Here is a 13,355-nt window from a genome sequence, read left to right as displayed (position 1 = left end):
GGCTGCCCTTAAACGCGCCTTGCCGGGGGTCTGTGCCTCCATCCGTGCCTCAAGGGTGAACTGTGCCTGCAGCAAGGCGGCGGTGCCGCCCTTGACCCGCGGCTGGCCGCAGGCAGGCCTCAGCTGACGCGCGCGCCTGCCGGGAGGGTCGGGGGGCGGGCGTTCAGCTCTTCGATGGAGAAGCCCGCAATGGATTTGTACTTGGCGGCATGGGAGGCCAGGTCCGCCTGCGGGATCACCTCGCTGATGTCCCCGAAGTCGCCGCCGCAGAGGTCCTCAACCCGCTGCAGCACCCCGTCCGGCCCGCCGCCTGCGCGGTTGGCGAGGCCCACGGCCGTGGTCACCGGGCGCACGTCTGCCTCATAGGCCTGCAGCGCCGCGGCGCTGATGCCGTGCTGCAGCAGCTTGGCGCCGATCACCCGCGCGTCGACGATGGCCTGGCTGGCCCCGTTCGACCCCACCGGATAGGTCGGATGCGCCGCATCTCCCATCAGCGTGACGTTGCCGTCCGTCCAGCGCGCCAGCGGGTCGCGGTCCACCATCGGGTATTCATAAACCACCTCTGCCTCACGGATCAGGCCGGGCACGTCGATCCAATCAAATTGCCAGCCCTCGAAGTCCGGCAGGAATTCAGTGATATCCGCGGGCCGGTTCCAGTCCTCCCGGCGCCAGGGCGCTGAGGGGTCAGAGCTCTTTTCCGCAATCCAGTTCATCGTGACGCGGCCGTCTGCGTCCGGCTGGGAGATCGGATAGGCCACCAGCCGCAAATGGTCGTGGCCGATCATCGCCATCGCTGCGCCGCCCTTGAATCCGGGCGCCCGCGTAGTGGCCCGCCACAGGATGCGGCCGTTCCAGATGGGCGCGCCTTCCTCCGGCACCATCTGCGCGCGCAGGGCGGAGTGGATGCCGTCGGCGGCGACCACCAGCGCGCCGTCGATCCGCCGCCCGCCTTCCAGCAGCAGCGCGGCGCCATCCGCGGTGTTTTCAAACCCTGCCGCCCGGGCGCCGGTCTTGAAACAGTCCGCCCCGGCACGCTCTACCAGCGCGCGGTAGAGCATCATCTGCAACTCGCCCCGGTGCACCGAATACTGCGGCCAGGCATAGCCCGCGCCGGTGCCGCGCGGCTCCTCCCAGATCGTCTTGCCCAGCTTGCTGTAAAACCCCAGCTGCCGGGTCCGGACGCCAATCGCGTCCAGCTCCGCCTCCAGCCCCAGGTCGAACAGCTCCCGCACCGCGTTGGGCTGCAGGTTGATGCCAACCCCCATCGGCTTCAGCGCCAGCGCCGCCTCAAAGATCCGGAACGGCACCCCTATCTGGTGCAGGGTCAGCCCCAGGGTGAGCCCGGCAATGCCGCCGCCGGCGATGAGGATGGACATGATAAGTATGCTCCCTAATTCTGCGGGCAGATAACCACGGCGCAGGCAGCAGGGCAAGCGGACAGAGGGGGGAAAGTGTTCAGCGCCGTCCGGCGATGATCAGGTCGGGGCCGAAAATCACATCGGCATAGTTGTGCAGGTAGATCTTCAGCCAGGGGGTGAAGCGTTCGGGATGGCGGCTCACCTCCGCCAGCAGGTCGTGGTAGTCGACCCACCGGGTCTCCATTACCTCATCCGGGTTCGGGGTGACCTTCAGCGGGCGGTGGGCATGAGCCAGGAACACATCGACCGCTTCATGCTCGACCAGCCCGTTGCCGACATCGGCGCGGTATTCCAGGTGGTGGCGGAATTCGGGGTACAGCCCGGTGATCCCCAGCTCCTCCTGCATCCGCCGCACCGCGCAGGCCGAGGCCTGCTCCTCCCACATCGGATGGGTGCAGCAGGTGTTCGCCCACAGGCCCGGCGTGTGGTATTTGCCCATCGCCCGGCGCTGCATCAGGATTTCGACGCCTTTCACCACAAAGACGGAAACCGCCTTGTGTTTCAGCCCGCGCTCATGCGCGGCAAGCTTGTCAACAGGTGTCAAATCGCCGTTCACCCAGGCGGGGATCATGTGGCTCATGCTGTGTCCGTGACGTGTTTCCCTGGCCGGCCTGCCGCAATTGCGATGGCCTGGCTCCTACCGCTAACGCCTGCCGGCGCCGAAAGCAATTACGCGAAAAGCCGCGGCGAAAATGCCGCGGCTTTGATGCAGTGCTTGCCGGAAATCCGGGCGTTATTCGGTGGCCGCTTCCTGGCCTTCCTCAGCTTCGGCACCCTCTGCCGGGGCCGGGCCGTGGCTGGCCAGGAAGGCATAGATGTCTTCGCCGCCCTTTTTCAGGCGGAATGACATTTTCGACTTGGCCTTTTCATTGCCGGTTTCGGCCCGCAGGAATTTCTTGGGGTCGGTGGTGAAGGCAACAAATTTCTCTTCATCCCAGACCAGGCCGGCCTCGCCTGCGGCGGTCAAGTCATCGCTGTATTTAAAGCCTTCCACGGCGCCTGCAGTGCGGCCGGCAACACCCCACAGGTTGGGGCCGGTCTTGCCGCCCTTGACGATCACGTCGCCGTCATCCGACACGACCATGTGGCAGGATTTGCATTTGTTGAACCCCTTTTCGCCCTTGGCCGGATCGCCTTCGGCGAAGGCGGGGGCGGCAAGGAGGCCGAAAATGGCGGCTGTTACGAGAGGTTTCATATTGCTTGCTCCGGTTATGAGTTGGCACGTGTGACTCATGATCCAATAGCCCGCAGTGTCAACCGGCAGTTTGACGCGCATCAAAGTTCCGGCAGGAAACTGCGGCAATTCAGGGGGCTGACCAGCAGGGCAGCAGATCGCCGGGTTCCGGGCGGGCGTGAAAGACCGCGCGGGCGATGGCCCGGCTGAGGCACAGCGCAGCGGCATGGCACAGCGTTTCAAGCTCCGCGTCCGCAGCCTCCAGCGCCCGCGTGCCGGTGCTGGCGGCAAACACCAGATCACCGTCGCCGGGGGTGTGCGCGGGCACGATGGCGCGGCCGATGCCGTCATGCGCCGCCGTGGCCAGCCGCTGGCACTGCGCCTTGCTGAGCGCCGCATCGGTGGCGACGATGGCAATGGTGGTATTGGCGCGCTCCGGCGGCAGCGGGGCACCGCCCGGTTTCTGGATCGCCTCGATCTTGCGGCTGCGCAGATTGCGGCCCAGTCCGGCGGCCGTGTCCGGGCCAAGCCCGCCAAACTCATCCCCGATTTCAAACGGCGCGGCCCAGAAATGCCGCTCGCCCGGGGTGGTGACGGCGCCCAGCGGATTGGCCGCCACCAGCGCGCCCACGGTGACGCCGCTGTCCAGCACCAGGGAGGCGGACCCCAGCCCGCCCTTCAGCATCGCTGTCAGCGCGCCGGCTCCGGCCCCGGCAGTACCAAGGCTGAAGTCCTCCGCCGCCGCCTCGAACGCCGCCCGCCCCAGGGCGCGGTAGGGATTCTGATCCCACGCCTTGTCCCCGCCGTTCAGCAGATCAAAAAGGATCGCGCCGGGCACCAGCGGCACCCGCGCGGGGCCAACCGGAAATCCGCGGCCCGCCTCGTGCAGCGCGTCCATCACGCCGGAACAGGCGTCGAGCCCGAAGGCAGAGCCGCCCGACAGCACCAGCGCGTCGATCCTGGCGACCGATTTATCGGGGGCCAGGAGGTCCGTCTCCCGCGTGCCCGGCGCGCCGCCCATCACATGGACCGAGGCGGTAAAGGGGGCATCCGCGGTCAGCACCGTGGTGCCGGATTTCAGCGCGGCATCCTGAGCGTTGCCGACAAGAATGCCGGGGACGTCCGTTATCAGGTTCCTGGGGCCGGGGAGCATGGCAGGCGGTCCTTTTTCTGAATGAAGCGCGCTGGCGCGCGCTGCCTCCTGCGGGAGTATGTGCCGCAAAGAAGAATACGGAGGCTAGATGCAGCGCCCGCCGTCCACCTCCATCGCGACACCGGTCACCATGCTGGCCTCGTCCGAGCACAGGAAGCAGGCGGCGTTGCCCATGTCCTCAGGCGTTGAAAACCGGCCGATCGGGATGGTCGACAGGAACTTGGCGCGCACTTCCGGGGTGTCCTCGCCCATGAAGGATTTGAGCAGCGGCGTTTCCCCCGCCACCGGGTTGATCGCGTTCACCCGCACCCCATGCGGCGCCAGTTCCACTGCCATCGTCTTGGTGGCGGTGATCATCCAGCCCTTGGAGGCGTTGTACCAGTTGAGGTTGGGGCGCGGCGACACGCCGGCGGTGGAGGCCACATTCAGGATCGCCCCCGCCTTGTTCGCCTTCATATGCGGCACCAGCGCACGGGCGGTCAGGTAGACGGACTTCATGTTCACACCCATGACCCGGTCAAAGTCGTCCTCGCTGATCTCCTCCAGCGGGGCGGGCAGATGGGTGACGCCGGCATTGTTGACCAGAATGTCCACCCGGCCAAAGGCCGCCAGCGCCGCCTCTGCCATCTCAGCGACCGAAGCTCCGTCCGAGACATCCACGGCCTGCGCAATCGCATTGCCGCCCAGTTCCGCCGCCATGCCCTCTGCCGCGGCACCGTTGATGTCGGCAATCATTACCCGGGCGCCTTCGCTCAGAAACTTGCGCACAATGCCTGCGCCAAAACCCGAGGCGCCGCCGGTCACGATGGCGGTTTTTCCTGCCAGCCGCATGATTTCCCTCCCAAACTGTTTCGCGACAGAATGCGGGGAGCGGGCGGCGGACGCAATCCCATGTCAATCCGGGTCGATCTTACCGCGCGTCTCTTTCAGCGCCCCGCGCTGCTTCTTGGCGTCCAGCCGCCGCTTGATGGAGCCGCGGGTGGGTTTGGTGGCAATCCGCCGCTTCGGCGCCACCAGCGCCTTGCGCACAAGCTCTGCCAGCCGCTCCCGCACGATCTCGCGGTTCCTTTGCTGCGAGCGGGTCTCGTCGCATTGCAGGATGATGGCGCCGTCCTTGGTCCAGCGGCGGCCTGCCAGCCGCTTCAGCCGGGATTTGACCGCGGGCGCCAGCGCCGGTGAGCGCGCGGCCTCGAACCGAAGTTCAACGGCGGTCGCCACCTTGTTCACATTCTGCCCTCCTGGGCCCGAGGCGCGCACAAAGCTCTCGGTCATTTCCCAATCCTGCAGGGAGATTTCATCGTTGATGCGGATCATGGCTCTTTATGAAACGGCGGCCCGAAAATCGAAAGGGCTGTTCCCACACGCGGGAACAGCCCTTCGAGATGATAGGAGGTGCACCGGTTAGGTCGGCACCAATTCAGGGGTCTATACGTACCAAGGGCTGCCTCGGCCGCACACCTTCTGAACTGTTCCGGCACTGCTCTCCATAGCTTCTCTAGACAATGGGCACCTCCTTTCTGATGTTTCGTGTGATCTCAGCCTGCCACAGATTCGGTTAATGTCAAAACAAAATCATGTGGTCTTTGCGGTAAGCTTACGCACGATGATGCGGAAGGGCACAAGCGCCAGCAGCGCCAGCGACAATTTCACCAGCCAATCGGCCACAGCCAGCGAGACCCACAAGGGAGTTTCAGGGCCGGTGCCCAGCAGCGGCAGGACCTCGCCAGCCCAGGACACGTCATTGACCGGTTCCAGCCAGCTGAGCGCGGCCGAAAACGCCACGGTAAAGAAAATCGCGGTGTCCACGGAGGAGCCGATCAGGGTGGAAGCCAGCGGCGCCCGCCACCACTTTCCTTCGCGCAGGGCAGAGAACACGGCCACATCCAGCATCTGCGCGGTGAGGAAGGCAAGGCCGGAGCCAAGCGCGATGCGCAGCGTGACTGCCGGGTAGGTGAAGCCATCGCCCTGCAGCATGATCCGGGTGCCGATGAGCGAGCAGATCACCCCGGCAACAAAGCCGGCAGCCACCACTTTGCGCGCGGCGGCGGCGCCGTAGACGCGGTTCATCACGTCGGTGACAAGAAAGGCGATCGGGTAGGTGAAGGCGCCCCATGTCAGCCACTGGCCGAACAGGAATTGCACCAGGATGTTGGAGGCCACCACCACGGCGGCCATGGCAAGAATGCCGGGGATATGCGAGCGGGTCATGGATCGGATCCGTTTGTTTCGGGGCGCGCGGGACGCGGTGCGCGGCAGCAAAAGACCGGCCCCTTTAAAATGCTCCGGCCCTTGGTGCAAGCCTGTGGTGCAAGCCTTCCGGCTGCAAGGGGGGCTTCCGCCCGTGCGCGGTGCATTCGGGGAATGCCCCCCTCCCGGTTGGGCCGGGCGCCGCTGGCGCGGCGCGGGGCGCTGATCAGCGGGGCAGGGCGTATTCCACCAGTTCCGTCCGCTGCAGCGGCAGGAAGTTGTCGTCGGATACCATGGTGGCGCGCAGCCGCCCGGTGTCATCGGTCCAGACCGACAGCCCCTCAAGATTGTCGTGGGTGCCGGGGCCGGTCTGCAGCAGGACTGTCTCGTTCACCGGGCCGGCGGCTGTCATGTCCCAGCGGCGCAGGCGGCTGCGGAAGCCCAGAAAGGTCAGGTCCCGCTCCAGCAGGTAAAAGCGCCCGTCAGGCCCGAAATCGGCATCCACCGGCAGGAAGCTGCCCGAGGGCGGCAGGCTGAAGGGGCGCGACCAGCGCCGCCCGTTCCAGCGCCAGACCGGGATCTGCCCGTTCTGGTCATAGGCCTGTTCCGGCAGCGTGTAGAGATGGCCGCGGGAATCGATGGCCAGGGTTTCCAGCGACTTGTTGGGCGGCAGCTTGCGGAAGGCCTTGGGGCGCGGCAGCACCTTGGCGCGGCCCTCGGGGCGGCGGTAGCGGACCACCCGCGCGGGCCCCTCAAAGGAGATGTAGCGGCTGCCGTCCGGCGACACCGCCAGGCCTTCGCTGTCTCCAGCAAAACCGCGCAGCACCTTGCCGGTGGAGGCCCGCAGCCCGTGGGCGCGCTGCGCGGTCACCCCGGAAATGGCGCCGTGGCTGCGCTGGATGCGGGTCGTCACCAGGGTGGCGCGGTCGCTCAGCACCGTCATCACCGTGCCGCCCTCGCTGAGCTTGAGCGCGGAAAAACCGCCGAACCACGGCTGCTTCAGCTTCCAGGTGTAGCTGCCCAGATACTGCGCCTTGGGCGCCACGGCAGCGGCGGGCCGGCTGACGGCAAAGGCCGCCGCCGTCAGACCGGCAGCGGCGGCCAGGGCCAGGGTCAGTTTGAGTGCAGAACGGCGGCGCATTGCTGGGGCAGGTCCGATAGGGTGTAGTCCCGCCGAGGTTTAGGCTTTGGCGCGTTGGGGTCAACCGGTTTCGGCGGCGGCGGGTTCAGGATGTTGTTCACCCACTGCTGCGCATCGGCGCAGCCGTCGCCCTTGGGCGGGGCCGCCTGGTCCACACAGCCGCGGGCGCCGCGGGGACAGGCCAGCCGCACGTGGAAGTGGTAGTGGTGCCCCCACCAGGGCCGGATCTTGCGCAGCCAGCGGCGGTCGCCCTTCTCGTCGTTGCACATCTGCACCTTGGCGCCGGGGAACACGAAAATCCGCGCCACCCGCCTGTCCTTGGCAGCGGCCTTGAGGATCTCGTGATGCGCCCGGGTCCAGCTGGAGTTCACATAGGCGCCCTTGGCCCGGCGCATGGAGATCGAGGAGATGTTCTCGCGCGCGCTGCGGCTGAGGTTCAGCCGGTCCGGCGGGCGCATCCAGATGTCGATGTCCAGGCCGATCTGATGGCTGCGGTGGCCCGACAGCATCGGCCCCCCGCGCGGCTGGCTGATGTCGCCGATATACAGCCCCTTCCAGCCGCGCTGTTTCGCCGCCACGCGGCTCAGGTCCTTGACGAAGTCAATCGCCGCCGGGTGCCCCCAGTTGCGGTTGCGGCTCAGCCGCATCGCCTGCCAGGTGGGGCCGGTTTCCGGCAGCTGCTCGGCGCCGGCAACACAGCCCTTGGCGTATGAGCCGAAGGGGGCCGGACGATGCGGGGAGGCGACCGGTTTGGCCCCGAACAGGGCCTTGGCGGGGGTCTGTGCGCTTGCCGGACTTAGTAAACCAGCAACCGCTAAACATGTGGCAAATAACAGTCTCAACCCTGATCTCCTTCTCCTTGAACCCAGAATAACAGTATCAATCCGATCAGAAACAGCCCGATGACGGGCGTGATCCCCAGCCGGGCGCTGCCGGTCAGCGTGGTCGCCAGACCGATCAGCGCCGGCGCCAGAAACGCGGTGGCGCGGCCCGACAGGCCGTAAAGGCCAAAGCTCTCGGTCGCGTCCCTGGGGCTGGTGTGGCGCACCATCAGGCTGCGGCTGGCCGCCTGCAGGATGCCGCCGAAGCCGCCGATCAGCACGCCGCAGCCAAAGAACACCATGTCCGGCAGCGTTGAGCCTTCGGCCAGTGCGAAACCGAAGACCTGGGTGCGCGACATGCTGACGATGATCAGGCAGACGAATGACAGCACCAGGATCGCGGCGATGATCACCGGCTTGGGGCCGAACTGCCGGTCCGCCTTGCCGCCCAGCCAGCTGAACAGGGTGGCGGCAAAGGCGGCGACAATGCCGAAGATACCGATCTGGGTGATCTCCCAGCCCAGCACCAGCTTGGCGTAGACGCCGCCAAAGCCGTAAAGCCCGTTCAGCGCATCGCGGTACAGCATTGAGGAGCCCAGGTAGCTTGCCAGGCTCAACCGCCGGCGCAGGCCGGCGACCAGCTTGACCACCATCTGCCAGGCCTTGCCCAGGGTCGCCTTGCGGCCGGTCGCGCCTTGGTCCTTCACCCACAGGAAATAGGGGATCATGAAGACGGCAAACCAGATCGCGGTAAAGGGGCCTACGGCGCGGGTGCCTTCCTTGGCCTCCGCATTCAGGCCCAGGGCCGGGCTGAGGCCGATCAGGGTTTTGCCGCTGCTCTGCTCGACAAACAACAGCAGCATGATGAACAGCGCAACCACCCCGCCCAGATAGCCAAAGGCAAAGCCCGAGCCGGAAATGGCGCCCACATCCTCGCGGCTGGCCAGCGTCGGCAGCTGCGCGTTGACAAAGATCAGGGCAAATTCGGCACCGATAAAGCCAAAGCCGAAGCTGACCAGCATCCACCACAGGTTGCTGCCCGCCGGGTCCATGTACCACAGGCCCCAGGCGCCGATCAGATACATCAGCGAAAACACCATGATCCAGGGCAGGCGCCGCCCGGTGATATCCGCCAGCGCGCCCAGAAACGGCGCCCCGAAGCCGATGATCAGCCCGGTCACGGTCAGGCACATCGACCAGACGGTCTGCGCCTGCGCCTTGGCGGCTTCGCCCTCCAGCCCCAGGCCCATGAAATGCTCGGCGGCGACGGCGGCAAAGAACGGGCTGAAGACAAAGGTGACCAGCAGGGTCTGATAAGGCTGGCTGGCCCAATCGAAAAACCACCATCCCCAGATCCGCTTGCGCGTGGACACCTGCTGCATACCCGGCCTCTTATTATTGTTGCCTTCAGGTATGGCAGGCGGGCAGGGGCCTAGGCAAGCCCGTCCTGCATCGGCGGCCAGGGGCGGCCCGCATCCGCCTGGCACCAGTCCTTGATCCAATCCGGCAGCTCGGGAGAGGCTTCTGCACCCTGTCCCAGCGCCTCCAGCACCTTGGCGGGCGGCACGATGCCGTTCTTGTCCGTCACCGCGGTGCGCAGCATCACATGGCTGGCGCAATCGCCGTTTTTCTTCCACATGGATTGCTCGACATAGATGAACTTCTCATCCCAGCCAGCCGCGCGGCTGCGCATTTCAAAGCGCTCGAACCCCCGGATACGGCGGCGGTAGCGCACCGAGGACCCCGCCACTGTCAGACCCCAGCGGTTCCTCTTCAATGCGCCGATCAGCCCGGCCCGCTGTGCCAGCATGGTGCGGCCCAGATCGTAAAGGGTCATGGTGCGGCCGTTGTTCAGCTCCATCCACATGTCCAGATCCCAGGGCCAGCAGATGTGGCTGGAGACATGCAGGCCGGTGATCGGCAGCCGCTCCATCCGGCTGGCCAGAACGGTATCCTTGATCAGGCGGAAAATCGGGTACATCGCACGGGACTCCTGTTTCGCATGTGCCCGTGATGCCACCCGTTTACAGCGCGTCAACCGCAACCTCGCGGAAGCCTTGCGTATTTCCTGCCGGCTGCTTACCTGTGTGGCTGTTCGAAAGAGGAAAGATAACAGATGGTCTCGCTGTTCCAAATCCTGATGCTGATTCTGGACATTGTCTGGTTCTTCATCATTGCCCATGTGATCATGAGCTGGCTGATCAACTTCCAGGTGCTGAACCTGCACCAGCAGCTGGTGGCCCAGATCTGGTACGGGCTGAACCGGATCCTGGAACCGCTTTACGCCCCGGTGCGCCGCGTGATCCCGAACATGGGCGGGATCGACCTGGCGCCGCTGGTGGTACTGGTCGCGGTCTATGCGCTGCGCATCATCCTGGTGAACAACATGGCGGCGTTCTACTGATGGATCTTCCGCCCGGCCGATAGGCCGGGCAGCGCCCGACCCTCCCCACGGGAGGGCGCTTCACGCCCACCCAGGGTCAGGCGCTGCCCTTGTGGCAGGAACGCAGCCTCATCGCCCCTTGCCGCCCCATGCCTCCTGTGGGATTGTGCCTGCCAAGTAAGAGCAGACCACCATTTTGAGGCCCTTCTCCCCCATGACAGCCCCGGCAGCCCTGACAGGCGCGTCCCCGATCCTGCGCGAGATCTTCGGCTTTGACGCCTTCCGCCCCGGCCAGGAAGAAATCGTCGACGCCGTGACCGCCGGGGAGAACGTGCTGGCGATCATGCCCACCGGCGGCGGCAAGTCGCTGTGCTACCAGCTGCCCGCCCTGCTGCGCGACGGCATCACCGTGGTGATCTCCCCCCTCATCGCCCTGATGCGCGACCAGGTCCGCGCCCTGCAGGAGGCCGGCGTCACCGCAGGCGCGCTCACCTCCGGCAACACCGACGAAGAGACCGAAGCCGTTTGGGAGGCGATTGAGGCCGGACGGCTGAAGCTTCTGTACATGGCCCCCGAACGCCTCGCCTCCGGCGCCGCCATGGGGATGCTGCGCCGCATCGGCGTCAGCCTGATCGCGGTGGACGAGGCGCATTGCGTCAGCCAATGGGGCCATGACTTCCGCCCCGACTACCTGCGCATCGGCGAGCTGCGCCGCGCCCTGGACGTGCCGCTGGCCGCCTTCACCGCGACAGCCGACCAGGAAACGCAGGAAGAGATCGTCCAGAAACTGTTCGACGGCGAGCCCCCCCGCAGCTTCCTGCGCGGCTTCGACCGGCCCAACATCCACCTGGCCTTCGGCGCCAAGGACAGCCCGCGCCGCCAGATCCTGGAATTCGCCGCTGCCCGCAAGGGCCAGTCCGGCATCGTCTACTGCGGCACCCGCGCCAAGACAGAGGCGCTGTCGGCCGCCCTGCGCGAAGCGGGCCACAGCGCCTGTTTCTACCACGGCGGGATGGAGGCCGAGGACCGCCGCATTGTCGAAACCCGCTTTGCCCGCGAAGATGGCTTGATCGTTGTCGCCACCGTCGCCTTTGGCATGGGCATCGACAAGCCCGACATCCGCTGGGTCGCCCACGCCGACCTGCCGAAGTCCATCGAGGCTTATTACCAGGAAATCGGCCGGGCGGGGCGCGATGGCGCGCCAGCCGAAACCCTGACGCTTTTCGGCCCCGATGACATCCGCCTGCGCCGCAGCCAGATCGACGAGGGCCTCGCCCCGCCCGAACGCCGCGCCGCCGACCACGCCCGCCTGAACGCGCTCTTGGGCCTGGCCGAGGCGCTGCACTGCCGCCGCCAGAAACTGCTGGGGTATTTTGGCGAGGAAGCAGAGCCTTGCGGCAATTGCGACCTTTGCGACAGCCCGGCTGATGTGTTCGACGGCACCACCGTGGTGAGGAAGGCGCTGTCAGCGGTGCTGCGGACAGAGGAATGGTTCGGCTCCGGCCATCTGATCGACATCCTCTTGGGCGCCGATAACGAGCGGATCCGGGCCAAACGCCACGACGAGCTGTCGGTCTACGGCTGCGGCAAGGAGTTCGGCAAGCGCCAGTGGCAGGCGGTGTTCCGGCAGATGATGGGCCACGACCTGCTGCGCCCCGACCCGGAGCGCCACGGCGCCCTGCGCTTCACCGAGGCTGCCCTGCCGATCCTGCGCGGCGAGCAGTCCATTGAGCTGCGCCGCGACACCATCAAATCCGCCGACCGCCGCCCGGCGGTGAAGGCGCTGGTCTCCGAAGAGGACGCGCCGCTGCTGTCCGCGCTCAAGGCCAAGCGCCGGGCGCTGGCGGAGGCGCAGAAAGTGCCGGCCTATGTGATCTTCCCCGACCGCACCCTGATTGAGATGGCCGAAGCGCGCCCGGAAACGCTCGACCAGATGGCCCGCATCAACGGGGTCGGCGCCAAGAAGCTGGAACGCTACGGTGATGACTTCCTGGGCGTGATCACCGGCGCGGCCGAACAGCTGCACCCGGCGCGCCGCAAGCTGGCAGGGCGCGAGTCCGGTTCCGTCTACGACTCGCTGCTGGAAGTGCAGGCGCAGCTGGCGCGCGGCGAATGCGGCACGCTGAAACCGCTCACCTGCTCTGCCTCGCTGCTCGCCAAGGTGGCGCAGATGCGCAGCGATGACGAGGCCGGTATCACAAGGCTGTTAGGGGAGCGCCGCGCCGAACGTTTCGCCGCGGCGTTTCTGGACGTACTGCGCGGCGCGGGCTAGGGTCGCGCCAAGATCATCAAGGGGGCAGATATGCTGGTAGTGACCTCTCCGGCCAAGAAGCTGGACTGGGCGGAACGGGATCAGGACATGACCTGGCCCGCGCTGCACGACGACGCGGTGGACCTGGCCGGGGTGGCCCGCGAACAGTCGGTGGCGGATCTGATGAAGCTGATGCACATCAGCGAGGATCTGGCCAAGCTGAACTATTCCCGCTTCCAGGACTTCGCCGCCGACCCCCGAACAGACGCCACCCGCCCGGCGGCGCTGGCCTTTGCCGGCGACACCTACCAGGGGCTTGAAGCGTCCTCTCTGGACGCTGAGGAAATGGCCTGGGCGCAGGAGCATTTCCGCATCCTGTCCGGCCTTTACGGGGTGCTGCGGCCCTTGGATGCGATGCAGCCCTACCGGCTGGAAATGGGATCGCGCCTGAAAAATCCGCGCGGCAAGAACCTCTATGAATTCTGGGGGGGCAAGATCTCGGACGCGCTGAATGCGCAGGCCGAAGCCGTGGGAGCAGAGGTGCTGGTCAACTGCGCCAGCCAGGAATACTTCGGCGCGGTGGATCTGGCGGCGCTGAAGCTGCGGGTGGTGACGCCGGTCTTCATGGAAGACAAAAACGGCACTCCCAAGGTGGTGAGCTTCTACGCCAAACGCGCCCGCGGCGCGATGACACGGTTCATCATCCAGCACCGGCTGGCAGAGGCGGATGCCTTGAAGGATTTCGATGCCGGCGGCTATGCCTACCAGCCGCAAATGTCAGAGCCGGACAAGCCGGTCTTCCTGCGCAAAGCTTGACCTGAAGGGGC

General features: G+C 66.3%; 14 protein-coding genes. 3 read left to right on the top strand and 11 right to left on the bottom strand.

Annotation, left to right across the window (positions count from 1 at the left end; translation table 11 throughout):
• Positions 1-119 precede the first annotated feature (119 nt).
• From ACTRWG_RS21465 to ACTRWG_RS21415, 11 genes are all read right to left on the bottom strand, one after another.
• Positions 120-1,376 carry a flavin-dependent oxidoreductase gene (locus ACTRWG_RS21465; protein ID WP_027236096.1) on the bottom strand — a complete coding sequence of 419 codons (1,257 nt, stop codon included), beginning with the start codon at positions 1,374-1,376 and terminating at the stop codon, positions 120-122.
• Positions 1,377-1,455: 79 nt separating this feature from the next.
• Positions 1,456-1,998, bottom strand: coding sequence for an isopentenyl-diphosphate Delta-isomerase (gene idi / locus ACTRWG_RS21460; RefSeq protein WP_027236097.1), 543 nt, complete (start codon positions 1,996-1,998; stop codon positions 1,456-1,458).
• A 153-nt stretch (positions 1,999-2,151) separates the two neighbouring features.
• Positions 2,152-2,613, bottom strand: coding sequence for a c-type cytochrome (locus ACTRWG_RS21455; RefSeq protein ID WP_027236098.1), 462 nt, complete (start codon positions 2,611-2,613; stop codon positions 2,152-2,154).
• 109 nt (positions 2,614-2,722) lie between these two features.
• Positions 2,723-3,745 carry a P1 family peptidase gene (locus ACTRWG_RS21450; protein ID WP_027236099.1) on the bottom strand — a complete coding sequence of 341 codons (1,023 nt, stop codon included), beginning with the start codon at positions 3,743-3,745 and terminating at the stop codon, positions 2,723-2,725.
• An 84-nt stretch (positions 3,746-3,829) separates the two neighbouring features.
• The gene (locus ACTRWG_RS21445) at positions 3,830-4,576 is read right to left on the bottom strand and encodes an SDR family oxidoreductase (protein WP_027236100.1); all 747 of its coding nucleotides are present in this window, start codon (positions 4,574-4,576) and stop codon (positions 3,830-3,832) included.
• A gap of 63 nt (positions 4,577-4,639) precedes the next feature.
• Positions 4,640-5,059: an alternative ribosome rescue aminoacyl-tRNA hydrolase ArfB gene (gene arfB, locus ACTRWG_RS21440; RefSeq protein WP_027236101.1), complete on the bottom strand. Its 420-nt coding sequence runs from the start codon at positions 5,057-5,059 to the stop codon at positions 4,640-4,642.
• Positions 5,060-5,317: 258 nt separating this feature from the next.
• Complete coding sequence (locus ACTRWG_RS21435) at positions 5,318-5,953, bottom strand: queuosine precursor transporter (protein WP_027236102.1); 636 nt, start codon at positions 5,951-5,953, stop codon at positions 5,318-5,320.
• A gap of 205 nt (positions 5,954-6,158) precedes the next feature.
• Complete coding sequence (locus ACTRWG_RS21430; protein ID WP_027236103.1) at positions 6,159-7,073, bottom strand: esterase-like activity of phytase family protein; 915 nt, start codon at positions 7,071-7,073, stop codon at positions 6,159-6,161.
• Entirely contained in the window at positions 7,046-7,915 is an 870-nt protein-coding gene (mepA, locus tag ACTRWG_RS21425; protein ID WP_027236104.1) for a penicillin-insensitive murein endopeptidase, read from the bottom strand. Before mepA ends, ACTRWG_RS21430 begins: the two co-directional genes overlap by 28 nt.
• Positions 7,912-9,309: an MFS transporter gene (locus ACTRWG_RS21420; protein WP_462829917.1), complete on the bottom strand. Its 1,398-nt coding sequence runs from the start codon at positions 9,307-9,309 to the stop codon at positions 7,912-7,914. The genes mepA and ACTRWG_RS21420 overlap by 4 nt, the downstream gene beginning before the upstream one ends.
• Before the next feature lie 17 nt (positions 9,310-9,326).
• A complete protein-coding gene (locus tag ACTRWG_RS21415) occupies positions 9,327-9,875 on the bottom strand; it encodes an acyl-CoA thioesterase (protein ID WP_027236106.1) in 549 nt (182 codons plus the stop codon).
• A 135-nt stretch (positions 9,876-10,010) separates the two neighbouring features.
• Here ACTRWG_RS21415 and ACTRWG_RS21410 point away from each other — a divergent pair, with 135 nt between their 5' ends.
• The 3 genes from ACTRWG_RS21410 (at position 10,011) to yaaA (ending at position 13,344) form a co-directional block, all read left to right on the top strand.
• Positions 10,011-10,298, top strand: a complete 288-nt coding sequence (locus ACTRWG_RS21410; protein WP_027236107.1) for a YggT family protein — start codon at positions 10,011-10,013, stop codon at positions 10,296-10,298.
• A 193-nt stretch (positions 10,299-10,491) separates the two neighbouring features.
• A complete protein-coding gene (gene recQ / locus ACTRWG_RS21405; RefSeq protein ID WP_462829916.1) occupies positions 10,492-12,549 on the top strand; it encodes a DNA helicase RecQ in 2,058 nt (685 codons plus the stop codon).
• Positions 12,550-12,579: 30 nt separating this feature from the next.
• Positions 12,580-13,344: a peroxide stress protein YaaA gene (yaaA, locus tag ACTRWG_RS21400; protein WP_462829915.1), complete on the top strand. Its 765-nt coding sequence runs from the start codon at positions 12,580-12,582 to the stop codon at positions 13,342-13,344.
• The last annotated feature ends 11 nt before the right edge of the window (positions 13,345-13,355 follow it).

Source organism: Leisingera sp. G5_S3_59_S7, from assembly GCF_054968485.1.
Note: the sequence above shows the minus strand (reverse complement) of the source record. Positions and strands in the feature narration are given on the sequence as shown.